This is a genomic window from Streptomyces sp. NPDC096040 (assembly GCF_040303265.1).
Classification (GTDB): Bacteria; Actinomycetota; Actinomycetes; order Streptomycetales; family Streptomycetaceae; genus Streptomyces.
In genome coordinates, this window is the sequence record NZ_JBEOTA010000003.1 from 326023 (window position 1) to 351112 (window position 25090).

At 70.6% G+C, this 25090-nt stretch carries 18 protein-coding genes and 3 pseudogenes; 14 read left to right on the plus strand and 7 right to left on the minus strand.

The features are described from left to right. Nucleotides 1-113 precede the first annotated feature (113 nt). The 10 genes and pseudogenes from ABTY98_RS05265 to ABTY98_RS05310 all read left to right on the plus strand — a co-directional run. On the plus strand, nt 114-875 hold the full coding sequence (locus ABTY98_RS05265) for a hypothetical protein (protein ID WP_352219509.1): 762 nt from the start codon (nt 114-116) through the stop codon (nt 873-875). Nucleotides 876-943: 68 nt separating this feature from the next. Further along, a complete protein-coding gene (locus tag ABTY98_RS05270; protein WP_352219510.1) occupies nt 944-1369 on the plus strand; it encodes a hypothetical protein in 426 nt (141 codons plus the stop codon). A 75-nt stretch (nt 1370-1444) separates the two neighbouring features. After that, nucleotides 1445-1627, plus strand: a complete 183-nt coding sequence (locus tag ABTY98_RS05275) for a hypothetical protein (protein WP_352219511.1) — start codon at nt 1445-1447, stop codon at nt 1625-1627. A 174-nt stretch (nt 1628-1801) separates the two neighbouring features. Beyond that, nucleotides 1802-4744, plus strand: a complete 2943-nt coding sequence (locus ABTY98_RS05280) for a DUF6884 domain-containing protein (RefSeq protein ID WP_352219512.1) — start codon at nt 1802-1804, stop codon at nt 4742-4744. Nucleotides 4745-4860: 116 nt separating this feature from the next. Beyond that, nucleotides 4861-5370, plus strand: a complete 510-nt coding sequence (locus ABTY98_RS05285) for a hypothetical protein (RefSeq protein ID WP_352219513.1) — start codon at nt 4861-4863, stop codon at nt 5368-5370. A 78-nt stretch (nt 5371-5448) separates the two neighbouring features. Next, nucleotides 5449-6198, plus strand: a complete 750-nt coding sequence (locus ABTY98_RS05290) for a PP2C family protein-serine/threonine phosphatase (RefSeq protein WP_352219514.1) — start codon at nt 5449-5451, stop codon at nt 6196-6198. 171 nt (nt 6199-6369) lie between these two features. Beyond that, complete coding sequence (locus ABTY98_RS05295) at nt 6370-6558, plus strand: hypothetical protein (protein ID WP_352219515.1); 189 nt, start codon at nt 6370-6372, stop codon at nt 6556-6558. An 85-nt stretch (nt 6559-6643) separates the two neighbouring features. Then, the gene (locus ABTY98_RS05300) at nt 6644-7039 is read left to right on the plus strand and encodes a ParB-like helix-turn-helix domain-containing protein (protein ID WP_352219516.1); all 396 of its coding nucleotides are present in this window, start codon (nt 6644-6646) and stop codon (nt 7037-7039) included. Nucleotides 7040-7126: 87 nt separating this feature from the next. After that, nucleotides 7127-8062: a DUF3560 domain-containing protein gene (locus ABTY98_RS05305; protein ID WP_352219517.1), complete on the plus strand. Its 936-nt coding sequence runs from the start codon at nt 7127-7129 to the stop codon at nt 8060-8062. 1107 nt (nt 8063-9169) lie between these two features. After that, nucleotides 9170-9406: pseudogene (locus tag ABTY98_RS05310) on the plus strand (GP88 family protein); the annotation flags it as partial. 508 nt (nt 9407-9914) lie between these two features. Here ABTY98_RS05310 and ABTY98_RS05315 read toward each other — a convergent pair. Further along, the gene (locus tag ABTY98_RS05315; RefSeq protein WP_352219518.1) at nt 9915-10142 is read right to left on the minus strand and encodes a hypothetical protein; all 228 of its coding nucleotides are present in this window, start codon (nt 10140-10142) and stop codon (nt 9915-9917) included. 145 nt (nt 10143-10287) lie between these two features. On the opposite strand from ABTY98_RS05315, the pseudogene ABTY98_RS05320 reads away from it, so the two are divergent. After that, nucleotides 10288-10797, plus strand: a pseudogene (locus tag ABTY98_RS05320) (GP88 family protein); the annotation flags it as partial. Between the two features lie 346 nt (nt 10798-11143). On the opposite strand, the gene ABTY98_RS05325 reads toward ABTY98_RS05320, so the two are convergent. The 6 genes from ABTY98_RS05325 to ABTY98_RS05350 form a co-directional block, all read right to left on the minus strand. Further along, on the minus strand, nt 11144-11608 hold the full coding sequence (locus ABTY98_RS05325) for a GNAT family N-acetyltransferase (protein ID WP_352219520.1): 465 nt from the start codon (nt 11606-11608) through the stop codon (nt 11144-11146). Continuing rightward, nucleotides 11605-12861 carry an IS256 family transposase gene (locus tag ABTY98_RS05330; RefSeq protein ID WP_352219521.1) on the minus strand — a complete coding sequence of 419 codons (1257 nt, stop codon included), beginning with the start codon at nt 12859-12861 and terminating at the stop codon, nt 11605-11607. Before ABTY98_RS05330 ends, ABTY98_RS05325 begins: the two co-directional genes overlap by 4 nt. Before the next feature lie 521 nt (nt 12862-13382). Further along, a complete protein-coding gene (locus ABTY98_RS05335; RefSeq protein ID WP_352219522.1) occupies nt 13383-13736 on the minus strand; it encodes a hypothetical protein in 354 nt (117 codons plus the stop codon). Then, nucleotides 13733-20020 carry a DNRLRE domain-containing protein gene (locus ABTY98_RS05340; RefSeq protein WP_352219523.1) on the minus strand — a complete coding sequence of 2096 codons (6288 nt, stop codon included), beginning with the start codon at nt 20018-20020 and terminating at the stop codon, nt 13733-13735. The genes ABTY98_RS05335 and ABTY98_RS05340 overlap by 4 nt, the downstream gene beginning before the upstream one ends. 661 nt (nt 20021-20681) lie before the next feature. Then, nucleotides 20682-21005 (minus strand): transposase family protein, encoded by a 324-nt coding sequence (locus tag ABTY98_RS05345; protein WP_352219565.1) that lies wholly within the window; start codon nt 21003-21005, stop codon nt 20682-20684. Between the two features lie 497 nt (nt 21006-21502). Further along, complete coding sequence (locus ABTY98_RS05350) at nt 21503-21901, minus strand: hypothetical protein (protein WP_352219524.1); 399 nt, start codon at nt 21899-21901, stop codon at nt 21503-21505. A gap of 361 nt (nt 21902-22262) precedes the next feature. On the opposite strand from ABTY98_RS05350, the gene ABTY98_RS05355 reads away from it, so the two are divergent. The 3 genes and pseudogenes from ABTY98_RS05355 to ABTY98_RS05365 all read left to right on the plus strand — a co-directional run. Then, nucleotides 22263-23501 (plus strand): hypothetical protein, encoded by a 1239-nt coding sequence (locus ABTY98_RS05355; RefSeq protein ID WP_352219525.1) that lies wholly within the window; start codon nt 22263-22265, stop codon nt 23499-23501. A gap of 298 nt (nt 23502-23799) precedes the next feature. Next, nucleotides 23800-24666 (plus strand): hypothetical protein, encoded by an 867-nt coding sequence (locus tag ABTY98_RS05360; RefSeq protein WP_352219526.1) that lies wholly within the window; start codon nt 23800-23802, stop codon nt 24664-24666. Next, nucleotides 24663-24845, plus strand: a pseudogene (locus ABTY98_RS05365) (GP88 family protein); the annotation flags it as partial. The gene ABTY98_RS05360 and the pseudogene ABTY98_RS05365, both read left to right, overlap by 4 nt. Nucleotides 24846-25090 lie beyond the last annotated feature (245 nt).

Below are 25090 nucleotides of genomic sequence, written 5' to 3' on the forward strand. Positions count from 1 at the left end.
CGGGTGAACCGACCATGCAACCCCGCAAAGCAACTTGACATTGCAATGTGGAGTTGCGAGAGTGTGAGTGTCAGGACGGGCGAGGGGCCCGGACGGAACGGAGGGACAGCGCAATGAACACCACCGCCAAGGCCGCGCAGCAGATGACCCGCCTCGTTGAGGCGGAGGACGCCCTCACCACCGCCCGCCGCGAGGAGGCCAAGACCGCCAAGGCCGCCGAGCGCGCCACCGCCCGCGCCAAGGCCGCCCGCGCCAAGGTCGCCGAGGCCCGCAAGCTGGTGCGCGCCGCCGAGTGCACCGGCAAGGGCGTGGCCGCCGCCACCCGCCGCCTGGCCACCCGCATGGCCAAGGCCGCCGAGCTGCAGCAGACCGCCCGCGTGGCCCGCTACGAGGCCCGCCTGGCCGCCCGCGCCGCCGCCACCGCCGCCCGCCGCATGGACCGCCTGGCCCTGCGCGCCGCCCGCATCGCCAGCCAGGCCGTGGGCCAGATCGCCCAGCGCCTGGGCGAGCACGCGGCCACCCCGGCCGCCGAGCAGGACAAGACCCTGCCGGTGGAGGAGCTGCCCGCCGTCGAGGAGATCGAGCAGCACGCCGAGCGCTTCAAGGCCCTGGACGCCGAGGCCAAGGCCCAGGCCAAGCTGGCCGACGCCGAGAAGAAGTGGCTGCGCCGCCTGCCCGTTGGCCAGTACGGCCGCGTGACCGTCACCCGCACCAATGGCGGCACGGTCATCGACGCCGACCAGGTCGCCGTGGCCTACCTGGACAACGGCCTGGGAGTGCCCCCGCGCAAGGGCCGCAAGGACACGTTCAAGGTCGCCGTGGAGGCCCCGGCGGTCGAGACCGCCGACGAGGTGGAGCTGGTCATCGCAGCCTGACCCACCCCCCAACCCGCCGGGCACCGTACGGTGCCCGGCCCCCACCCCAGAAGAACGGAGCACACCCCATGTCGATCCTGCCCCGCCACACCCCCGCCGTTCACCTGACCGCCCTCCAGGAGGAGCTGACCGCCGCCGGCATCGAGCTGGGCCCCATCAAGCCTGGGACGCGCGTGACCCGGATCGTGGACCACGGCGGAATCCGCTGGGAGTTGACGTTCCTCGGCGACGGCTACGGGTGGTGCCTGCGCGGCCCCGGCATTGAGCACGGCGTGGGCATGGACGCCCCGGAGGCCGCCGAGCGCATCGCCGCCGCCGCCCTGGACGAGGAGGAGCCCGGCATCCCGGCCCCGGCCACCTGGCGCGGCGTGCCCGTGCCCGCGGAGTACGTCACCAGTTGGGACGGTCCGGCCGCCGTCGCCTGGCGCGAGGGAGCAGGCGCCGCCCTGGCCGTCGCCAGCCTGCGTGCGGTCGCCGCCCAGGACGGCAGCTGACCACCACCCCCCACCGCCCGGGCCGGGCGCACCCGATAGGCGCCCGGCCCACCCTCCACGGAAGGAACCGCCGCCATGCCCGCACCCGCCCTGTACGGAGTCGCCGCCTGCGACGTCGCCACCGGCAGCCTGCTCACCTGCAACTCCGTGTTCGACCTGGAGGACCTGCCCGCCGTGCTGGAGGACTACCGCATCCGCTACGCGGACCGGGACGACGTGCTGATCGACCTGGACACCACCCCCCTGGCCGTCAACTGACCCACCCCGGCCGGGCCGGGCGCACCCGGTACTGGACGCTCTCACCCTGGATGACCCGCAGGGGTGAACCTGCCCCACCTGCGGACATGCACCCCGCCTTGCAACTTGACATTGCAAGATGGGGTTGCTTATATCGGGGTGTACCGCCAAGCACGACAACGAAGGAGCACCACCATGGCGATGAACCCCACCCCCAGCACCCCCACCGTGGCCATCGCCCGGGAGCTGCGCCGCCTGGGCCTCAAGCAGGGCAAGGGCGGCGACTTCACCGTGGCCGGCCACTACCGCAACGGGGAGCGCCTGTTCACCTACGTCACCGTGTTCAGCAAGGAAGGGGAGCGCCTGGTGGCCGCGCACGCCGACGAGATCGAGGAGCGCACCGGCAACGGCCCCTTCCCGCTCAAGGTGAGCGTGCGCTACGTGGGCGACATCCCGTTCACCGACATCCACAACGGCCCCCTGGCCCGCGTCCGGGAGCTGCCCGCCTCCGCCGCCCAGGCCGCCGACGAGCAGCCGGCCGAGGCCGCCGAGGAGGCACCCGAGGCCCCGGCGGCGACCGAAGCGACCGACGCCCCCACCCCGGCCGCCGACGCCCCGCAGGCCGCCACCGAGGTGAGCCCCACCGACTGGCGCGCCGAGCAGGCCGCCCACGCCCTCGCCTGGTCCACCAAGCACGCCGCCGCCGTCCGGGCCGCCGTCGACGGCCACCTCGTCCGCGACGAGGACGGCACCCCGCGCCTGGTCGCCCGCCCCGGCCTGGGCGGAACCCCCATCGCCGCCGGCCGCCTCGTCCCGCTGGAGGCCGCCGGGTACCTGGTCCACGGCGACGCCGACGAGCACGGCCGCCGCCCGATCCTGGCCACCGCCGACGCCCGCCGTGCCCTGGCCCTGTGGGACGCGTTCCAGCCCGCCCCCGTGGAGCGCGGACGCAAGCAGGAGCACCAGGCCCTCCCGCCGCTCCAGGGCGGCGAGGAGTGGACCCGCCGCGCCAAGCAGTTCCGCGCCGAGCAGGCCCAGCGCGAGGCGGAGCGAGAGCGGTTCTACGCCGAGCTGGAGGAGCGCCACGCCGCCGAGGCCCTGGAAGACCGCTGCTGGGACGCCTGGGCCCGCGTCCAGGACATCACCCACCGCCTCGGCCGCAAGGCCCCGGCCGGGTGGGCGCCCACCGACGAGGAGGCGGAGCTCCACCGGCTGGACCCGGAGATCGTGGCCCTGCTGCGCCAGCGCGCCGCCGCGCACGCCGCCGAGCAGCAGCCGGTGGAGGCCGAGGCCCCGGCCGCCGTCGACGGCCCGCAGCAGGCCGCCGAGGCCGCCGACGCGGAGCTGTGGGGCGCCGTCCCCGGCTTGGTCGCCGGGCCCGGCGTGGTGGAGCCCGGCATGCACGTGGAGTACCTGCCCCCGTTCACCCCGGGCGCCCGCACCCGCCACCCCCACGGCGGCACGATCGTGAGCGTGGGCACCACCTGCGTCCGCTGGCGGCCGTACGCCTGGCACCAGGACGTGCGCACCCCCCTGGCCCACATGCGCGTGGACGCCGGCGCCCACCTCAACCACCGCGAGTACTCCCGCCGCTTCAAGGCCGCCCGGGCCGCCGGCCGACCGGCCCCCCAGGCTCCCGCCTGGTGCGTGTGGAGCCTGGCCGAGCACCTGGCCCACGCCGCCGAGCAGACCGCCGCGGCGGCGGCCCTCGAGGAAGCACCCGCCCGCGTGGTGGTCATCCCCTGCGGGGGCGCCAAATTGGACCGCCCGGCCCCGGCGGGGGAGCTTTACGTGGGCGGGTATCACCGGGCGTGCCGCCGGGCGGCGGACGCCCTGACCGCCCAGGGCGGCACCGTGGTGGTGCTCAGTGCCCTCCACGGCCTGGTGCCCCTGGACCAGGTGCTGGAGCCGTACGAGCTGCGCATGGGCCAGCCGGGCAGCGTCACCCCGGCCCGGCTGGCCGAGCAGGCCCGGGCCCTGGGCCTGGACGGCGCGCGCGAGGTGGTCGCCCTGGGCGGCGCCGCCTACACCCGCGCGGCCCTGGCCGTGTGGCCGCACGCGGACACGCCGCTGGCCGGCCTCGGCGGTATGGGCTACCAGCTCCAGGCCCTGGCCACCATCGCCGCCGACCAGGCGCCCGCCGCACCGGCAGGCGCCGTCCCGGCCGGTGACCTGCCGACACCCGACCCGGAATGCAACTTGACATTGCAATGTCGAGTTGCTTTCATGGTGACTACCGGGAGGGCACAGGGCCCGAACGGGGAAGGAGCGAGCAGCCGTGACCACCACCATGCGGATCCAGAACACCGAGGACGCCGTCGCCGCCATCGCCGCCCTGGCCACCCGCGTGATCGCCGCCGACAACCGGCCCGGCCACAGCCTGGAAGAGGTGGGCGAGCGCATGACCGCCGACGACACCCTGGACGCCATCCGGCGCTCCTACGACGCCAACCGCGCCCGCGGCCTGAGCGTCAAGGACGCGTTCACCCGCACCGGCCAGTCCCTGGTGGCCCACTACTGCAACAGCGCCGGAATCCCCACCAGCTGACCGCCCCCGCCGGGCCCACCCGGGCCCGGCCCCCGCCCCCCGCACCACCCACCCGAGAGGACGCCCCCCATGGCCCGCACCGTCACCGCCCGCACCCTGGACCTGTTCACCGGCCGCACCGGCACCGCCATGAACTTCGCGGAGGCCACCGTCATGCTCGTGGCCATGACTGCCGCCCAGGTGCGTGCCTGGGCCTGGGTGGGCGACCCGATGGACGGCACCGCCCCCGTCCAGGGGTGGGAGGTGCGCGACCGCACCGGCGCCCTGCTCGGCGCGATCCTGCCCCTCGGCCACATGGCCACCAGCCTCCACGCGGAGTGGTACGACCCGCAGGCGGACGAGTTCTTCCCGGCCGGGGAGACCAGCGCCCCCGTCACCACGCAGGCCCTGTCCATGGTGGTCAACGCCCGCCGCTACGGCGTGGGGGAGCTGCCCGCCGGCCGGGACCACGTGCTGGACCCGGCGCCCGCCGCCACCCGCCGCAACCAGTCGTGCCCGTTCGGCTACTGCTGGGACGCGCACTGCCCGGACCACGGGCCCGTGTGGGCCGCCGCGGCCTGACCGCCGCCGGGCGGACCCCCCGCCCCTGACCAGCCGCATTCCCGGGCGACACGTTCGCCCGGAATGCAACTTGACATTGCAATACAGAGTTGCAATCATCAGTGATGTGAGGGGCCGACGGGGCCCCCGGGAAGGAACCACCGCCATGACCACCACCGCCACCCGCACCGCCCCCTACGCCTACCGCCAGTGCGCCGCCCGCGCCCGCGACCTCGCGGACATCCTCCGCACCCGCCTGGACGGCCACCCCCACCGCGGCGAGCTGCTGGTGTTCATCGGCCACCTGCACACCGCCGCCGAGGGGTTCGAGACCGCCGAGCCCCTGGTCATGGACGGCGTGACCGTCACCAACGTCACCCCGGCGGAGGGCCACCTGCCCCTGCTCATGGCCACCGGCCACGCCGCCGACCACCCGGAGGCCGGCATCTCGCAGGCCGTCTTCGCCTACGTCACCGCCCCCGTCACCCGCCGCACCTACCGCCTGGAGCCGCTGCCCGGCGGCGGCCGCGAGGACGCCGAGCTGCGCACCCGCATCGCCCTGGCGGAGCACGACCTGGCCACCGAGGGCGACCCCACCACCCGCTACGCCCTCCTGGCCACCCTCGTGCAGCTCCACCGCGACTTCCTCGCCCGTGGCGGCCAGGTGGCCGCCTGACCCACCCCGCCGGGCCGGGCGCACCCGATATGCGCCCGGCCCCCGGCCCCACCCCACCCACGGAACGGAGCAGGACCCATGCACCGCAACTACGCCACCGCCCAGCGCATCGGCGGCCGGGAGATCCAGTGCGACGCCACCGCCGTGCGCACCGCCCCCACCGGCGCCCGCGCGTACGTGCTCCTGGACGGCATCGGCACCAGCGACGAGGTACGCGACTGGACCCGCGCCGCCGCCGTCCAGGTCGCCGAGGCCGCCGCCCGCCGCGGCGACGCGGAGGCCGGCCTGCGCGCCGTCCACGCCCGCTACGCCGCCGAGGAGTCCCGCCAGGACGAGTACCTGCGCCGCTACCTGCCCAGCGCCTGCGCCCTCGTGGCCGTCACCACCCCTGGGAGCAAGGCCCTCCAGGTGGCATGGTGCGGCGACGTGCGCGCCTACCTGCTGGTGGGCGGCACCCTCCACCGCCTCACCCAGGACCACAACCTGCGCCGCGTGTTCCCGCCCAGCAAGACCTGGCCGGACGGCGGCAACCGCAACATCGTGACCACCTTCCTGGGCGCCCCCTGGACGGACGAGGAGGTCAAGCAGCAGTGCGGCCACCCGGCCATCGAGACCGCCCGCCGGGAGGTGGACCGCGCCCGCCTGCTGCTCGCCTGTGACGGGGCGTACGAGCCCCACGAGGACGCCGGACACCACTTGTCCGACCTGCTCGTGGACGAGCCCGCGCAGGCCGCCCGCAGGGTCGTCACGCGGGCCGTGGCCACCGCCCGCAAGACCACCGACCGACCGGACAACGCCACCGCCCTGGTGGCGGACCTGGACCTGTAGGCGCAGGCCGGGACGGTGTCCGGGCGTGTCCGCCCCCTGTCCGGGGACGCGCCCGGACATCGCCCCGGGCGACGTGCCCGACACTCCACAATGCAACTTGACATTGCAATGTCGAGTTGCCAATATGGATCACGTGAGGGAGGGCGCAGGGCCCGACCGGAAAGGACAGCAATGCAGCAGCGCGAGATCACCCGCACCACCGTGGATGGCGCCCTGACCGTGACCGGCGACCTGCACGTGGGCCGCCAGATCGGAGACCGCACCATCCACAGCGTGGACGAGGGCATGACCGTGATCCTCGTGGAGTTCACGGACGGCACCTGGGTCCACTTCAACTACGGCCGCCGCGTCAACACCTGACCCACCACCAGCCGGGGGCCGCACCCGATATGCGGCCCCCGGCGACCACCCCCACCCACACCCACCAGAGACGGAGCCACCCGACATGACCACCACCACCACCGCCAAGCTCATGCCCGCCAGCACCGCCCGCACCATCGCCCGCCAGGTCGACGAGCCCGGCACCACCCCCCTGCGGGAGAGCGGCATCTACCGGGTGCTCGCCGAGGCCGGCTACACCGCCCACGAGATCGCCACCCTGTGCGGCAGGCACTGGAACCACGTGGACCTGCGCCTGGGCCTGGCGGACCTGGACCAGGCCAGCCGGGACGCCCTGGACGCCGGAACCATCACCGTGGGCCTGGCCTGGTACATCTCCCGCCTGAGCGCCCCGAACCAGCGCGTGATGCTGGCCCGCTGGAAGCGCGGCGACTTCAAGGACGCACACGAGGCGTCCGACCACGCCGCCGACCTGCGCCGCCTTGAGGCCCCCACCACCTGACCCACCCCCGCCGGGCCGGGCGCACCCGATATGCGCCCGGCCCCGGCCCCCAACCCACACCCCACCCAAGGCAAGGAGCCACCCGGAATGATCGAGATCACCCACACCCACGCGGACGGCACCCTGGTGGACGGCACCGAGCGCGGCGACGGCACCGCCCCCATCCTCAAGGCCCACGGGTTCCGCTGGTTCCCCTCCATCAAGCAGTGGGGCATCCGGGGCAGCCGCGACCAGGCCCCCCGCCGCCTGGCCATCAACGCCGCCGCGGAGGCCCTGCGCGCCGCCGGTCACGAGGTGGAGGTGAACCTGGACGACACCGTGCGGGACAACAACACCGTGCGCGCCGACAAGCACGAGCGGCTGGAGGGCCGCCGCGCCGCCCTGGCCGCCAAGGGCGAGCGCCTGACCGCCGAGTCCGCCGCCCTGCACGCCCGCTCGAACGCCATGGTGGAGCACATCCCGATGGGGCAGCCGGTCCTGCCCGGCCGCCGCGGCCAGGCCCACCGCAACCTCCTCAACCGCTCCATCGACACCGCAATCCGAGGCTCCCAGGCGGCCCGTCAGGCGGAGGTCATGCCCGCCCGCGTCGAGGCATCCCGCGCCGCCGAGATCCGCACCGAGCGCCCCGACGTCGTCAAGCGCCGCGTGGACCGCATGGAGGTCGAGGTGCGCGGCGTTGACCGCCGCCTGGCCCGCCTCGCCCCCGGCCCCAGCGTCGTGCGCGAGCAGTACGAGGGGGACCGCGCCACCCTGCTGGAGCGCATCAAGGGCGACCAGGCCCTGCTGGAGCAGGCCCGCGCGGAGGGCCGGTTCGGCCAGTACAGCCGCGACAACGTCCACAAGCACGACCTGGTGATGATCCGCGGCCAGTGGCGCCAGGTGGCCCGGGCGAACACCAAGACCGTGAGCGTCACCACCGGCTACTCCTGGACGGACAAGTACGGGTGGGAGGAAGTGCGTGGCCTGCGCTGCGGCCACGTCGAGGACGCCGAGCAGGCCGCCCCCGAGGCCGCCGACAGCTGACCCCCGGACACCGGCCGGACACCACCGGCCGGACGCGCCGGACACGCACTGACCAGCACGGACAACCCACCACCGGACGCGGGGCGGACATGCCCGCCCCGCGTCCGGGACACCCGCCCCGGACACGTTCGGGACGCCGCCCGCCCGGCCGCCCCCTCCGGCCCGGGCGGCCCCTCGTCGTCGTCCCCAGGCCCCACCTCGCCGCCCGTCGTACCCTGCTCCGCTGCCCAAGCAGCCCCCGAGCAGGGACAACACGCCATGAGCCAGGCCACCTACGACCGCACCGAAGACGTCGCCCTCGGCAACCTCCGCCCGTTCCCCGGCAACGCCCGCCGCGGCGACCCGGCCGTCATCCTGCAAAGCCTGGTGCGCAACGGGCAGTTCCGCAGCCTTATCGTCCGCGACACCGGCGACGGCCTGGTGGTGCTCGCCGGTAACCACACCCTCCAGGCCCTGCTGGCCCACGGCCCCGGCCCCTGCGGCATGACGACGACCACCGAGGACGGAGAGCTGCCGTGCGCCCTGTGCGGCGGCCAGGAGTGGGCGCCTGCCGCCCGGTGCGAGATCGTCATCTGTGACGACGCGACGGCGACCCGCATCAATTTGGTGGATAACAAGGCTGCGCAGGCGGGGGGTTGGGACGACGAGGCCCTGGCGGAGCTGATCGCCGGTCTCGACGGCGACCTCGCCGGCACCGGCTACACGGACCAGGACCTGGCCGACCTCGTCGCCGCCATCGAGGAGGCGTACGAGGACGAGGAGCCCGAGCAGCCGGCGGCCCCGGCCGGGAGCACCGCACCGGCGCAGCCGGCCACCTCGAGCGCCGCCGCCACCTCGGCGGACGCCATCCCCGAGGGGCCCGCCCCGGGCACCGTGGCGCCGCCCATGCCGGACGGCATGCGCTCCATGCTCCTGACCTACCCGGCCGCCGACCGCGACGAGGCGGCCCGCCTGGTCGCCGCCGCCCGCGAGGTGTTCCACGCGGAGGACGCGAGCGTCATCGTGCTGCGCGCCCTGCGCCCTCGTCGCCGTCCTGGACTCCCGCCACGCCCACGACGGCGTGGTCACCGTCAAGGCGCTGCTGCTCGCCGCAGGGGCCCCGGAAGCATGAGCACCGCCGTAGACGTCGCCCCGCCCGTGCGGCGCCGCCTGCGCCGCCCTGAACGGCTGCTCACCCAGAACAGCGAGCTAGGCGACGAGGGCATTTGGAACTGGACGCTCCCGGATCTGGCCACCAGGGTGCGAGACGGACGCACCGTCAAAACCTGTCCGGCTGCTGGGGTCTGCGCCCTGGCCTGCTACACCCCCCAGGGGACCTACCTGTTCCCGGGCGTGGTGGACCGATTAGCCAAAGCATCACAGAGCGGTTCGGCGGTGCGTCACCGGAGGAGGTCGCGGAGGGGATGCTCCAGAAGTCGAAGGAGTTCGCGGCGAGCGGGAACCGGGTGTACCTGCCGATCGCCGACTGAGCTTCGCTGCTGGCGGTCCGTGTCTCGGAGCGGTCTCAACTGGCCGGGGCACGGGCCGCCTCACGTTGTGGGGAGACTGAACCGCTGGAGTCAACGGCTTGTTGGATGTACCACAAGCGCCGGACGGTCGCAGCCTGCCGGATCGTGAGCACCTGGTTTCTCCTGTATCGACTGCGGGCTGTGTCCGCAGTGGGACTCTTCTCCAGAACGGAGAAGCTGTCAGCCAGGATGGTGACGTTTAGGAGACGCTCAGCGGTGATCCGCGACGCTTCAACCTCATGTATTCAGTCGAGGTTCATGCATCAGGATGTACGACTAGCTACGACCTTGCGGTGTTCTCTGATGTCAGGCGCGGGGGATATGCCCCGCGCCTGACATGGGTGTTACTTCTTGTGGCAACCCCACTTGCCGTTGACCTTCGTGTAGTGCTTGCCATTGGGGCACTTCTTGTGGTGCGGCGTGGGGCTCGGTGACGCGTGCGTACTGGCGGCCACGTTGGCGTTCGCCAGCGGCATCGCGAAGGCGCTACCCGTGGAGGCCACGGCTGCTCCACTGACCAGCATGCCCGCGGCAACGCTGGTGGTCAGAGCTCGTACGAATCGGTTTCGCATGACTGGCAACCTTTCCGTGCTCGACGTCGGTGCCTTGGTCAATTCTTGTGCTCCTTGATCCAGCTCGCATCTCGATCACCAGGTGGCATCCGGCAGTTCTGCGGTCCGAGCCGCGCTTCCGCAGGGGGCCGGGCCGGGGTGGCGGGAACGCAACCTCCAGTACGTGCTGGACGGCCTGGGCGGCTGGCAACGGCGGATGGCCGCCGAGTTCGCCCACCCACGCCACCAGGGCGGGTGGGTGCGCATCCATGACGCCGGCGACTTCTTCAGTGACCACTACCTGGCCTCCTGGCTCCGCATCATGATCTTCCGCCCCGGCGTGAGCTTCTACGCGTACACCAAGGAGATCGCCCGGGTAAAACGCATGGTCGCGCCCAACCCGCCCCGCAACTTCCGCTGGGTGTACAGCTACGGCGGCCGGGAGGACCACCTCCTGGACCCGAACAGGGACCGCGTGGCCGACGTGTACCCGGACGAGGCCGCCATCCGCGCGGACGGCTGGCACTCCCAGGACTCCAGCGACCTCCTGGCCGTCCTCGGCCCCGCCCCCGTCGGCATCCCCTCCAACAACATCCCGGCATTCCGCCGACGGATGAAAGGGCGCACCTTCCGGCAGTGGCAGGTCGAACAGGACGCCCGCCGTGCTGCCCGGTGAGAGCAAACTTCACTCGCTGTCTGGTGATGGTGGCGCCGGGATGGCCAAGTCCACGTAGACGAGGGCGTTCCGTGCCGCCTCGCGGAACTGCCTCCGGTGCTCCTCATGACGTACAAGCGCACGCACCCACTGCCCACGCGCGGAGTCGGGTTGTGTCGGTCGAAAGGCGATCAGAGTCGAGGCCGAATCCAGGAGACTTTTCGCTGCGTCCGCTACGTCTTGGGGGCCCGCAATTTCGATGAGTGACACTGCGCCGTACACGTCCCGCCGGGCCGCGGTCACCATGTTGTGGCGTAGCTGACGAGAGCAATCGTCAAGACTTGTGGACCAGGTGATGTAGCGGTCTTCACTCTTTGGTCTGCCGATGGGTGAAGCGCATTCGGATTTTGCGGTTGTTCTCACCGTGGCGGGTTTCCTCGCGGAAGCCGTGCCGTTGGTAGAGGGCATGAGCACGCGTGTTGACGGTGAGCACGTCAAGGAGCAGGTCCTGATCCCGCTGGGCTGCGGTGTCGGTGAGGGACTGGATGAGCTGGGTACCGATACCGCGTCCCTGGTAGCGGGGGTGGAGTTCGATGCGCCCGAGGTAGACCTCGGTCGCGCCGTACTCGACGATCAGAATGCCTGCGTCGGTTCCGTCGACGGTGATGATCTGCCAGCGGTCCGGGCGGAAGCTGCGCTCGTGGTAGGCGCGTTGGTCTTCGTCGTCCCAGCCCCACACGGCCGTGACGTAGCTGCCCATGGCGGCCTTGTGGAGCTGGAAGCAGAACTCGCTGTCGGCCGGCGTCGCCGGGCGCAGATCCACGGTGTTCATGCCGCTATCACCTCGGTGCGTTCGACGAGGCGGCCGCGTTCGAAGCGGGCTCCGGCGCGGACGAGGGCGACGAGGTGGGGCGCGTTCACCGCGCGCCAGCGGGCCTGGGCGGACTCGACGAGCTTGAAGACCATCGCCAGGGCGGCGGTGCGGGAGCCGGCGCCGCGGGTGACCTTGGTCCGCAGCCGGACGGTGGCGAACGTCGACTCGATCGGATTCGTGGTCCGCAGGTGGATCCAGTGCTCGGCGGGGAAGTCGAAGAATGCCAGCAGCTCGGCTTCGTCGTCGGTGATCTTCTTGACGGCCTTGGGGAACTTCGCGCCGTAGAGCTGGGCAAACGTCTTGATCGCCGCTCGAGCGTGCTGCTTGTCCTCGGCGTTGTAGATGTCCTGGATCGCCTTCTTCGCGCCTGGCTGCGCGGACTTCGGCATGGCGTCGAGCACATTTGCGGTTTTGTGAACCCAGCACCTCTGCTCGTGGGTGGCGGGGAACACCTCGGCCAGGGCCTTCCAGAAACCCAGGGCGCCGTCGCCGACCGCAAGGATGGGAGCGCGCATGCCCCGGCGGGCGCAGTCGCGCATCAGGTCGGCCCATGACTCGGCGGACTCCCGGTAGCCGTCCTTGAGCGCGACCAGTTCCTTGGAGCCGTCGGCGCGCACGCCGACCAGGACGAGCACGCAGGCTTTGGCCTCCTCCAGACGGACGTTGAGGTGGATGCCGTCGGCCCACACGTACACGTAGTCGACCTCAGCGAGGTCGCGGTCCATGAACGCGGCGTGGTCGGCCTGCCACTGCGCGGTCAGCCGGGTGACGGTCGCCGCCGACAGGCCGGCCGCCGAGCCGAGGAACTGCTCCAGCGCCGGAACGAAGTCCCCCGAGGACAGGCCGTGCAGGTAGAGCAGCGGCAGCACCTCGCTGATCTTCGGGGACTTGCGGCACCACGGCGGCAGGATCGCCGAGGAGAACCGCTTACGCTCACCGGTCTCGGCATCGACGCGCTTGTCGTTCACGCGTGGGACCTTGACCTCGACCACCCCGGCCGCGGTGGTGACCTTCCTCGGCTGGTGGTAGCCGTTGCGGACCACGAGCCGCCGCCCCGTCTCGTCGCGCTTATCGACCAACTCGGCTATATACGCGTTGACTTCGGCTTCGAGTGCGGCGGCCAGCATCCGCCTCGCGCCCTCCCGGACGATCTCGTCGATCAGGGAGGAGCCGTTGGCGGTGGTGCTGTCGTCGTTGACTACGCTGAGCACGGGCGTGCCTTCCCGACCGGTGCTGCGAACACCGGCCTACTCGATACTGTCGATCGATCACTCGGGAAGGTACGCCCTTCGCGTGCCCTCACGAGCCCGATCCACAGGTAATGAGCATTGCTCTAGCTGTGACGCGACTGCTTATTGATCTTGGTTGTGACCTGGTGTTGCTCAGTTGTATCGAGCGGTAGATCTGTTCCGTAGGTGGGGTTTACGCGGGGTCGAGTGTCCGGCGCCGGAGGATACGTGGGCTGAGCTGGCTGTTTGGTGCTGCGCAGTGGACTGAGTGGGGCAGCGGTTTTTGCTCAGTGTGGGTGGCGGCGGGCGGGGTCGACGGCCCGGATCCGCAACGCTCGGCGGGCCCGGGAGGCAGTGCCGCTGGTAGGTGTCCGGGCAGACGACGGAACTCTCGAAACACCCCTACCGGATTTTACGGACTACCGGCAACAGGCAGCGGAGCTCGAAAGGCGGTAGGCCCGGGTCGGGTGACCCGGGCCTACCAGTTGGTGCGAGAGGCGGTTCTAGAGACGCGGTCCCTTCAGGGTGTTCTCCCGCCGCTTGCGTAGCAGCCGCAGGACGAGCCAGATCAGTACGACCTGGACGATGCCCGCGATGGCGTGGACGGACGGGGCGTATGTGTCGGGGCCGGGGCTGTAGTCGTCATAGCCGAAGACCACCGCGCCGAAGAGGAAGAGGATCGTCGTCACGAAGCCTGACGGGAAGGTGATGACCGAGACGGCCACGCTCGCGGCGTCCTGGCCGCGTTCCACGCTCAGGTAGTCGAGGCCGAACACCACCACCAGGTACACCAGGGCGAGGAGCGCGCCCGTCTTGCGGGAGGGGAGTGTCATGTTGTTCTCTTCCGAGCGCGTCATGCGTCGCCCATGGTGTTGATGTAGTGGGTCAGGTCCTTGAGGTTACTGACGAGCTTGGACCAGGTGCTCTTCGCCTTCTTCACGTAGTTGCTCTTGCCGATGTACCAGGCGTCCGCCCCGGGCGGCACGTTGCCGTGGATGGTGATCCGCATCTGCCCGCTCTTCAGGTGAGTGAAGTAGAAGGAGATGAAGCCGGGGTAGTCCGGGTGACCCCAGCGGGTGTTGAAACGCCAGCCGTTGGAGGTGATGCTCTTCACCTTGACCGGGAACTGGATCTTGACGCCGAGGATCTTCACCCAGAGGTCCATCTTCTGGCCGACGTGGCTGAGCTTGCTGGCGTGGCCGCCGATCGGGAAGACCCAGTTGAAGTTGTCCCGGAACTTCTGGAAGTACCGGTGCGCCGACATGTGCGGGTTTCCGACGTTGTACTTCAGCCAGTAGTCGAAGGTACCCGCGGTGTCCGTGCAGTTGACGGGGTCGCCGGAGCAGTAGCCGTAGGCGTTGTCGCCGCCGCCGGGTACCGGGTCCGTCTGCAGGAAGGTTCCGGTGGCCGGGTCATAGCCGCGGGCGCCCAGCATCAGCAGTCCGCCCGGGGCGTCCGCGCTGCGGGCTGCGGTGCCCAGCCAGCCGTAGCCGCCCGTGGTGGTGGTGTCGGGGGCTCCGTACTCGTCGAAGTGGTGGACCACCGGCGTACCGCCCGAGGCGAGCGGCAGCTGCACGCTGATGTCGCCGTGCAGGTTGGACAGTTGCAGCACCGCGCTACCGCTCGCGCTCGTGACGGCGCTCAGTCCGCCGGTGAGGTCGCCGACGTTGCGGCTGACCGTGACGGCGGTGCCGGCTGTCACGCTGCTCCAGGCCGGGGTGTCCGCACCGGAGCGGTAGTGCCGGGTCGTGGTCGACGTGGTGCTCCAGGTGCCGTCCGCGGCCTGGGTCTCCGCCGTGACGGTCGCCTGCCGGTCGGCCGCGTCCAGGCCCCAGGTCGTCCGTGCGGACCCCTTGGTGACCTGCCGGACTGTGTCGCCGGTGTAGTAGGTGGCTGTCGTGCCGTCGGTAGCGGTGGTACGGCGGCCGAAGGCGTCGTACACGGCCTTCGCCGTGGTCGTGCCGCGGGTCGCGGTGACCAGACGGTCGGCGCTGTCGTACGTGTAGGACGTGCTGTCGGTCGTGGGTGTACCGGTGCCGCCGCAGGCCTCGGCGACCGTGGACGTGGTCAGGCCGGTGCGGTTGCTTCGGTCGTCGCCGAACGCGTACACCCGGGTCGTGCACGTCGAGCCGGTGTCGTCCTGCGCGGAGGTCAGGTGGCCGATGCTGTCGTAGCCGTAGTCGCTGACGAGGGTGCCGCCGTCGGTCTGCGCATGCGAGGCGAGCAGGCCGGAGACGGTGTAGTCGCCGTGGTCGGACAGGACGGTCGTGTCGTCCGAAGCGGTGTACTCGCGGCCGGTCTCCCGGCCGTCGGCGTCGTAGTCGACCGTGAGAGTGGTGCCGCCGGGCAGGGTCTCCTTCACGAGTTGCCCGTCACCGTCGTAGGTGCCGGTGAACGTGCCGGCGACCGAGTCACTGACCGAGGTCGGCAGGCCGCGCGGCTCGGCGGCGGTGTCGTAGGTGTACGTGGTGGTGGACGGGACGGAGTCGGTGATGGTCAGGGCCCGGTTGAGGAAGTCGTAGCTGGTACGGGTGGTGTTGCCCGTGCCGTCGTCGTACGCGATCTCACGGCCGAGGCGGTCGAGGGTCGAGGTGATCGTCTTTCCGCCGGAGGTGACCTTGGTCTCCAGGCCCGAGTCGTCGTAGCTGATGGTGGTGGTGGGCAGGGCGGTGCCGGTGCCGCCGGTCACGGTCGTCCCGAGCGCGCGGCCCGCCTGGTCGTAGCTGGACGTGGTGGTGCGGGTGACACCGTTCGCGGTCTCCTTGACGGTGTCGGCCTGGCCCCAGCGCCCGTAGGTGAAGGACTTGCTCACCAGCTGCGTCGGGTTGTCGCCGCCACCGGTGACGGCGCCAGCCGGGGTGATCGTGCAGACCAGTCCCGCCCACTCGGGGTGTCCGGCGCAGTCGCCGGTGGTGGCCCAGTAGACGGCCGTGGTCGTGCCCGCTCCGGTGGTGGAGGCGCCCGGCAGGGTGGTGCTCACCTGATGGCCGGCCACGTCGTAGGCGGCGGTCGTAGTGATCGCCTTGCCGGCGGGATCGCGGATCTCCTTGACGGCGAGGCCGGTCGTCCAGTCGTACACCGTGCGCACGGTGTCGGCGTCGGCGTCGGCCGGGTACCCCTCGATCAGGGCGCCGGTGGTCTCGGTGGTGACCTGGTCGGCGACCGGGGAGGTGTCGGGACGGCCCTCGTCGTAGGTGCGCACGGTGTGGGCGCGGGCCAGGACCGGGGTGCCGGCCGGCAAGTCCGTGCCGCCGGCGGGTGCGGTGACCTTGGTACGCAGGGTGACGGTGTGCAGCGGGCCGCTGCTCTCCCGCTCCAGGGAGGTGCCGTCGGTGCCGGGACCGTAGACGCTGGTGTCGGACAGCAGCAGGGCCGCCTCGGCGGTGCCCTGCGCGGTCGTCGCGGCGTCCGCGCGGACCTTGTCCAGCTCGGCCGCGAGGAGCGCGTCGGCGCTGGTCGTCTTTCCGAGCGCGAGTTCGCGGTTGGCGGCGGTCAGGTCCCGGACCTGGTTGCCGTCCGTGTCGTACTCGCTGGTCGAGATGTGCCCGCCGGGCTCGGCGACGTTCACGGTGTTCATGTCGTCGTCGAGGTAGGTGATCGTGGCCCTGCTGTAGTCGGCCGCGGTCAGGGCCGTGCCGTTGTTCGCGGCGGGCACCTGATCGGCCGGGAAGACCGCGGTGGCCCGGGTGGGCAGGTCGCTCTGGCCCCAGGCGGCCACCGAGGCGGCGTCCATCGGGTAGGGCGCGGCGCTGCCGGAGACCGGGACGTCGTAGACGACCGAGGCCGTGGCGGTGCCGTTGGTGGTGCCGGAGGTGCCGGGCGTCAGGGTGGGCCGGGAGGCCTTCAGCAGCCGTCCGGCCGGGCCGTTGCCATCACCGCCGGTGCTGTAGCTGAGCGTCCAGGGCAGTTCGGCACCGGACGTGTACGTCGCCACGCGTCCGGCGGCGTCGTAGGTGTACGTCTGCTTCTGGGCGGTGGGGACCCGCGGGTCCCAGGCCTCGCGCAGCAACCCGGAGCTGTCGTAGGCGTACTGGGCCACGACGGTCGAGGTGGCAGCGCTCGCACCGGGGTCGGTGAGCCATACCTTCAGCTGCTTGACCTGGTCCTTGATGTCACCGAGGCTGCCGGCCGCGGCCGTGGTGTAGTCGGCGTAGACGAACTCCAGGACGCGGCAGCCTGCCGTGCTCGGCTTGGCGGCGCAGGCGGTGTTGTCCTTGTCGACCGCCTTGTTGGGCGAGATCAGGTACTTGGGCCGGCTGAGCGTGCGGGTACCGGAGGTCACCGGTTCCACGGCCACGGTGGTGGTGGAGTCCTCGGTGGACTGCTGGCTGGTACGCAGCGTCCAGGTCGTGGCGTCGGTGAGCCTGCCGAAGGTGGACACCACACCGGTGACCGAGTCCTTCAGCGTGAAGGTGTCCTGGTCCAGGGCACCGGTCAGCGTCATCTGCGTGGCACCGGGCTCAGCGTTCCAGGTGGTGGTGCCGGAGCGGGTGAAGGCGACCGAGCTGCCGTCGGCGTTCATCAGGGACAACGAGGTGCCCGAGGTCTTGCGCAGGCTGGTGTAGCCGATGCCGGTGGTGGCCGTCACGGACGACACCCATCCGGGGCCGAAGACCGGCGCCTGTCCGGCGGTCTCGGTGTCGACCGCGCGCGAGGAGAAGGTGCGGGAGACGGTCGCGTCGAAGACGGAGGCGTCATCGGCCGTCATGGCGAAGTCGCCGGTGAGCAGGTTGACGCTGCCGGGGCCTACGTTCTGCTGCGGTGCCGATCCGGCGGCCCGGTCCAGGGTGACGGAGACGGGCGTGCTGGAAGCGCTGGACCCGCCGTCCGTGAAGGTGGCGCGCAGCTGGACGGTGCCGTCGTCGTCGAGGGTGTCGTCCATGTGCCAGGTCAGTGCGGTGGACGTGCCGCCGGTGACCGCGACGGGCCAGGCGGAGACTGTGGCCGATCCCGCCGAGACGTCGCCCACCGGGATGTTGCGCCAGGTGTCGGCCGCGCCGCGGCGGTACTCCCAGGTCGCGCCGGTGAAGCCAGAGTCGCCACTGGCCTTGAGGTCGACGTCGGAGGTGGTCCAGGCGCCGTCGCGCGGGGCGGTCACCCCGAGGGACCCGCTGCCCACGCCGAAGGAGTACACGGTGGTGGCCGACGACAGGTTGCCGCCGGAGTCGACGGTGCGGGCGCGCAGGGTGTGCGGGCCGTTGCCCGGGGCGATGGTGATGGTCTGTTCGTCGCCCCCGTTGCCGTCGGTGGTGTCCAGGGCGCGTTGGCCGAGCACCGTGGAATCGAGGCTCCACTGGAATCCGGCGCCGTCGGTGGAGGAGGTGTCGAGCGTGCACGGCACCCCGCCGGACGCCTTGGCGGTCCAGGCGCCGGCCGGGTAGGCGGCGCACTTGATCACGGGGGCGGCGGGGAGCCCGGTGTTCATCACGAACGTGGTGTAGCCGGACCAGGGACCGTAGTCGGTGCCGTCGTAGCCGCGGACACGGAAGCGCAGGTGCTTGCCGGCCGGCAGCGCGGACGCGGTGGGCACGGTGATCGAGGCACTCCCACCCGAAGAAACGTTTCCGCTTGTCGCTGTATAGGAGTACGTGGTGTCCGCGTAGTCCGGGTCGGCCGTGATCTCGAACTGGCCCTTGACGGAGGACCCGTCGGCGTCGGTGACCTTCGCGGACAGCTTGGGTGTCAGAGAGGTCGCGTACCGCTTGCCGTTGTACGCGTTCAGAGCGCTCGGCGAGATCGCCGCGCCGGAGGTGGTGGCGTACGAGTTGTAGGTCACGACCAGCTTCGGCGCGTAGCCGGTGGTGGTGTAGTTCGCCGACCGGAAGCGCCGCCAGGTCGTCGAGTCCGTTTCGTCGGCGCTGCGGATCTGCAGACCGTAGTTGGTGGAGCCGTCCGCCCACGCCTGCGTGATCGTCTGCAGGTTCCAGTTCGACCAGTTGGCCGCGCAGGACGAGGAGTACCCCCAGTGCCCGGTGTTCGTCGCCACGCCGGTCGTCGTGGTCGACGGCTGGGCGCCCCAGGTGATCGACGACGAGGACCAGGTGGACGTGATCCGCCGGGCCTGCGTCGCAGCACCGGAGGTGGAGCAGGTCGCCGAGTAGTAGTTGTACAGCGACATCGTCGCCGACGTGATGTGCTTGCCGGTGAACTTCGACACGTCGAACTTCAGGTACGAGCGCGCCGTGTCCGTACCACCGTCGTACGTGCCCGACTTCAGCTCCTGCGAGGAGACCTGTGAGTCGGGATAGTCCGGGTTCTGCACCCATGTGTCCGTGGTCACCGCGAGGGTGGAGGTCGGGTCCACGGTCACCGGATAGGTCGCGGTGGCCAGGAAGTCCTGGTCCGGGGTGAGGACCAGCGTCTGTGAACCGTCGTCCGCAGTCTCGACCTTCGTCGCCACCTGCTCCTGGTGGGCGGACTCGCCGGACGCCGGATCCTTGCTCGCGTCCCACATCATCGGGGCCGGCGCCTCGGCCACCAGATCGCCACCGCTGTTCTTCAGCAGCAGGTGCCCGGATTCGGCCTGGGACAGCTTCAGCCCGTCCAGCTTGAGCGGAATCCGGTAGGAGACCGCGTCGCCGGGCTGCTGGGCCAGCTTGACGTTCTCGGAGAAACCCTGCGCGAGCGCCGTGACGGACAGAGTCTGGCCACTGCCCAAATCGTAGGAGGCGGTACTGCCCTTGACGGTCGGCGTCGGGAGCTTGTCCTCCCAGCCCAGCCCGAACGACTCCCTGCCCTTGGCCACCGACGCCAGATCCGAGTCACCGCCGTCAGAGACGGCAACATCCGCCGCCGCCACGGCAGGCGTGAAGTCGGCGCCGGTGTCGGACAGCGTTGTGTCGATGTCCTTCCACACGCCGTCCTGCTTCACCCGCACCGGACCGGCGTACGCCTCCGTCTCCAGCTCACCGCTGGGCAGCGCATACGTCGTCGAATCCGTCGCCCGGGCGGACAACACCTCGATCTTCCGGTCCTGCAGACGCGCCATCAGCACCGCAGACGCCTCGTCCTGCGCCTGCGCAGGACGAGGCGTCTTGGTGGCGTCCGACTGAGCGGACTCCGCCGGCACACCGGATGTCGGCGTAGCGAACGCGATGCCAGTGTCCTGCGACACCAGCGCGGCCTCGGCCGCGAACAGCATCACCACACCGATAGCGATCTGTCGCAGCCGTCGCGCCTGGCGCGACCCGCCCCTTCTCGATCTGTCATGGGCCACAGGTCTGTGACGCACGATCAGCTCCCTCCCTTCGTACTCCGCAAAGCGGAGCCAACAGAAACGAACTGATCTTCACTGAAGGTTCGCAGTAAACCCATGGGATTCGAAGGAGATGGTCAAGTGGAACCCTTGAAATAGTCAAGGATCTCCAAAGGGAAGCTGGCGGGGTACTCGGCTGTGAGTGTCCTGGTTGAAGGCTTTTGTGACCCTAGATCCCCATGTAGCGGATGCCGCGACGCCGTAAAGGGGTTCCCTCGGTCGGTTCAAGATTTTTCCAAGACATGGAAGAAAAAGTGGATCAATCGGTAAGAATTTGGCAAGAGTCCTGACGGATCATCTCCCTGCAGCCTCCCTGACGTCACGAGCGACTTCGAAGTGACACGGCTCAGTGAGGCTGCGCCAAGCTCGTTTCCGCAGTTCAGTGGGGCTGGTGTGATCCACCGGTGAGGTCCTCACGCTGGTAGGCGGCATGATCGTCGGGGCGAGTTCGTCCGCCCGTCCCGTCATCGCTGTACTTCGCTGTTCGCCAGGACGAGCAGGGCTCGCAGGAGCGTGGCGGCCTGCCGGGTGTCGGTGCGGAGCTTGGTCAGGGTCCGCCATGACTTGAGGTTCGCGAAGCCGTGTTCGTTGGCGGCGCGTTCGCGGCTGACAGGCGGTTCGTCTCCTTCTCGGCAGCGGTCAGCTGGTGGTTGCGGGTGGCCTTGCGGCCGGTGATGATCACCGGGTCGTCGGCGGGTTTGTCGTCGAGGCCGACGAAGCCGAGGTCGGCCAGGGCGCCGAGGCCGGCTTCCCGCAGGTGTTCGGTGATCTTGTTGTGGCGGGCGGTGGTGATCTCGCTGGACCGGCCGGGCTTGGCCGCGGAGATCCAGATCAGGTTGCCCTTCTCGTCGGTCAGCGCGAGAAACAGCAGGCCATGGGCCTTGTGCTTGCCTGAGTCTCTTCCGGTCGTCCTTCCCGGTGCGGCGGTGGGTGCGGATCAGGGTGCCGTCGAGGAGGACCACGACCCCGCCGAGGCGGGCGATCTTCTTCAACGCCCGGTCCAGGCGCTGGGACCGGGGGGCCAGCAGCTTCACGACTTCCTTCCCCCAGCGGCGGACGGTGGACTCCCCGACCCCGTTGCCGCCGGCCGTGTCGGCCAGACGCTGGTCGTGGCGCAGAACGGCGAGCACGGTGACGGCCATCCGGCCGGGTTCGGCCTTGCGCCAGGGCGAGCGCATCTGGTTCCGGCGCCGGCGTATCAGGTCGGCGACGAGGCTGATGGTCCGCTTCGACAGCGGGAGGCGGACCTGGTAGACAACTTCCTGAGCGTCCTCGGCGGGCTGGTTTTTGGTCACACATCTACCAACTCCCGCCGGGGGCCCTCGCGTTACGGCAGGAATCGGCCCGTCCGGCCGTCAGCACCGCTGGTCAGCGTGGTCGGTAGCGGCCCGATGCGGTGCGGACAAGCCAGCCACGGTCGGAGAGTTTGCGCAGCTGGCCCCGGACCGGCTCGATCTTCGCCGGGGTCGTCTCCCGGCCCAGCGCGAGGGCGACGTCCTTGGCCATCACCGGACCGTCCGCCCCCGCCACGATCTCCATGATCCGGCGGTACTCCGAGGTCAGGGCCTCCAGCCCCATCCCCTCGACGCGATCGGGCACCACCCGCATCCCGCCCGCACCCGGGCCCACCGTCACAGCAACCGGCTCCGGCTCCGGCTCCGGCGACACGATGCCCGGCGGTCGCCGTCCACCGTCGGTGGCCTCAAACCATTGCCCGAACACCACCTCGGCGGCCTCCAACCGGGCCACTCCAGCTCGAGTTCGCACAGCTCCTTGCGCAGCAGTTCGGCACGTTTCGCCAGCTCAAGCCGCCGCTCGATCAACCACGTCAGTACGTCCGTCATGAACATTCCTCCCGACGCGGAACCTACGCAGCAGCCCCCGAACCTCACGCCAGAACCCGCGAGAACGCCCACGCCAGACGATCTCGTGCTAATGATCAGGCCACCTGTCAGCGTGAGGACCTCACCGGCGCATCACACCAGCCCCGCTGAACTGCGGAAACGAGCATGGCGCAGCCTCAGTGCAATCGCGCAACGTGGACGGCGTCCCATGAGCGACCTTGCAGGACCTCCACTGGACGGAGGTCCGACGGCTGAGCCAAGATCGGGGAGAGGGGGCGGGAGAGTTGAACGAGAAGAACTTTGCAGATATGGCGAGCCAGTTCCTGCGCGCGACCTTGGACTCGTGGCGCGCAGGGAACTACGTCTTCGCTGTACTACACGCCGGTGTCGGATGCGAGCACATCCTCAAGGCCCTGCTGTGTCGTCACAACCCGCTGCTGATAGCGGAAAAGGGCGACCAGGCCTTTCGCTTCCACTCCCTTGGACACGGCGACGCGGACGGCGTCAAGCCTCTCTCAGAGGCAAGGACCATCGGCATCCTCGATGCCTTCAAGACCGCCACCATTCTCATGCGCGGCCGCATGCCGGTTGACGAGCAGACGTTTCGACCGTTCGCCAACTCCCGTAACGGCGTCGCCCACTCTGCTTACGTCGATGACCACCTGGCCGTCAGGAAGGCTGTCGAGACAGGAATCCAGGTTGTCGAGTCCGTCCGCGCCGAGCTCGGGATCGATCCGGCTGACTTTTGGGGCGAGTACGTGAGCGTGTTTGCAGACCTAGCCCAGGTCGCTGACATGCCCGCCCCCGCAGGACATGCCGACCGACCCCTCATCGAAGCCTTCGCGGAACAACTCGCGCTCACCGAACGGGCTCGTACCCGCGCCGCGATCTCGATGGCCGTCACCACAGCCGTCGAAGCCGCGGCCTGGGAATCGGCAACGAGGTCCGGCGAGCACCAGGAGGACGTTGCCCGCACCGCCCTGAACACTGCACTGGTCTCCGCACTACGGACCGCCGGAGCCCAGGCCCGCCAGGCCGCCGCTCAGCTCCTCGCAGAGTACGAAGTGCTCTCACTCCCCGGCCGGTCCGACACCTCGCCCGACGACGCTGGCGTCATGCGGCAAGCTCACACCGCCGTGACCGTCAAGGTCATGATCGCGTCGGGCGTCATCGCAGGACTCGTCGACGTGCAATACCTCGACCTCGATCTCCCTGTCATTCTCAGCCTGATCAACCTCGACGCAACCGGATGGCTTAGGAACAGCCAGGCAACTGGTGAGCACGCGTGGTGGCGAGACTGTCCAGCGTGCGGCTACGCCGGCAATGTGTACGGGGACCTCAACGCCGTACCCTGCCAATGCGAAAGGTGGGAGGAGGAGTGCATGCACTCTGGCGGGGTCATCGATGTCGGAACCGTCGAATCCTTCTCCTGCCCCTTCTGCGGCCTTTCACTGAGCAACCGTGGGGAGATCATCACCGCGGGCATCGAGTCGCGCACCGAAGCCCCAGGGCCGTTCTGGTGAGCAAGCCTAAGAAGCACTATTTCGTTCCCTTGGTGTAGCTCCGACACTTCCCGGACTCGAAGTAGCGCGTCCAGGCTGTACGGCTCGCCCACCATCCTGGGCTGCTACCTGCGGAGATCGGTTTAGCGCCCTTCGCTGCCCCGCCGGTCCCCACAGTCGGTAACCACAGGCGAGCACCTGGTCCGCCCCGGCCGCCCCCTCCGGCCCGGGCGGGCCCTCGTCGTCCCCAGGCCCCCGCTCGCCGCCCGGCGTACCCTGCTCCGCTGCCCAAGCAGCCCCCGAGCAGGGACAACACGCCATGAGCCAGGCCACCTACGAACGCACCGCCGACGTCACCCTCGGCGACCTCCGCCCGTTCCCGGGCAACGCCCGCCGCGGCGACCCGGCCGTCATCTTGCAGAGCCTCGTGCGGACCGGCCAGTTCCGCAGCCTCATCGTGCGCGACACCGGCGACGGCCTGGTGGTCCTCGCCGGCAACCACACCCTCCAGGCCCTCCTGGCCCACGGCCCCGGACCCTGCGGCCTCACCACCACCGTGGACGGCGAGGAGCTGCTGCCCTGCGCCCTGTGCGGCGGCCAGGAATGGGCGCCCGTAGCGCGCTGCGAGATCGTCACCTGCGACGACGCCACCGCCACCCGCATCAACCTGGTCGATAACAAGGCCGCGCAGACGGGCGGGTGGGACGAGGAGGCCCTGGCGGAGCTGATCGCCGGTCTCGACGGCGACCTCGCCGGCACCGGCTACACGGACCAGGACCTGGCCGACCTCGTCGCCGCCATCGAGGAGGCGTACGAGGACGAGGAGGACGAGGAGCCCGAGCAGCCGGCGGCCCCGGCCGGGAACACCGCACCGGCGGAGCCGGCCACCTCGAGCGCCCCGCCGGCCAGCGGCGACAGCATCCCGGAGGGCCCCGCCCCGGGCACCGTGGCGCCGCCCATGCCGGACGGCATGCGGTCCATGCTCCTGACGTACCCGGCCGCCGACCGCGACGAGGCGGCCCGCCTGGTCGCCGCCGCCCGCGAGGTGTTCCACACGGAGGACGCGAGCGTCATCGTGCTCCGCGCGCTGCGCACCCTCGTGGCCGTGCTGGACTCCCGCCACGCCCACGACGGCGTGGTCACCGTCAAGGCGCTGCTGCTCGCCGCAGGGGCCCCGGAAGCATGAGCACCGCCGTGGACGTCGCCCCGCCCGCGCGGCGCCGCCTGCGCCGCCCTGAGCGGCTGCTGACCCAGAACAGCGAGCTACGCGACGAGGGCATTTGGCACTGGACGTTGCCCGCGCTGGCCACCCGGCTGCGAGACGGGCGCACCGTCAAGACCTGTCCGGCTGCTGGGGTCTGCGCGTCCGGTGTCGCTGCAGATGCCGTGTCCCCCGCGTGTGTGTCGCTTTACGTGGGACCGGAGCCCCGAGGCGCCAACACGCCATGGAGGATCAAGGTGTCTCATTCCTTCGCTGCCCTGTGGCTTAGATCACACTGTTCGGCGACAGGGCCAGCTGTTCGATGTCCACTGGCTGCTTCGGTGGTCCATCACGCTGACGGGCTTCGAACTTTACGGCGGCAGGTGCACTCGGCGTGGAGCGGACGCCG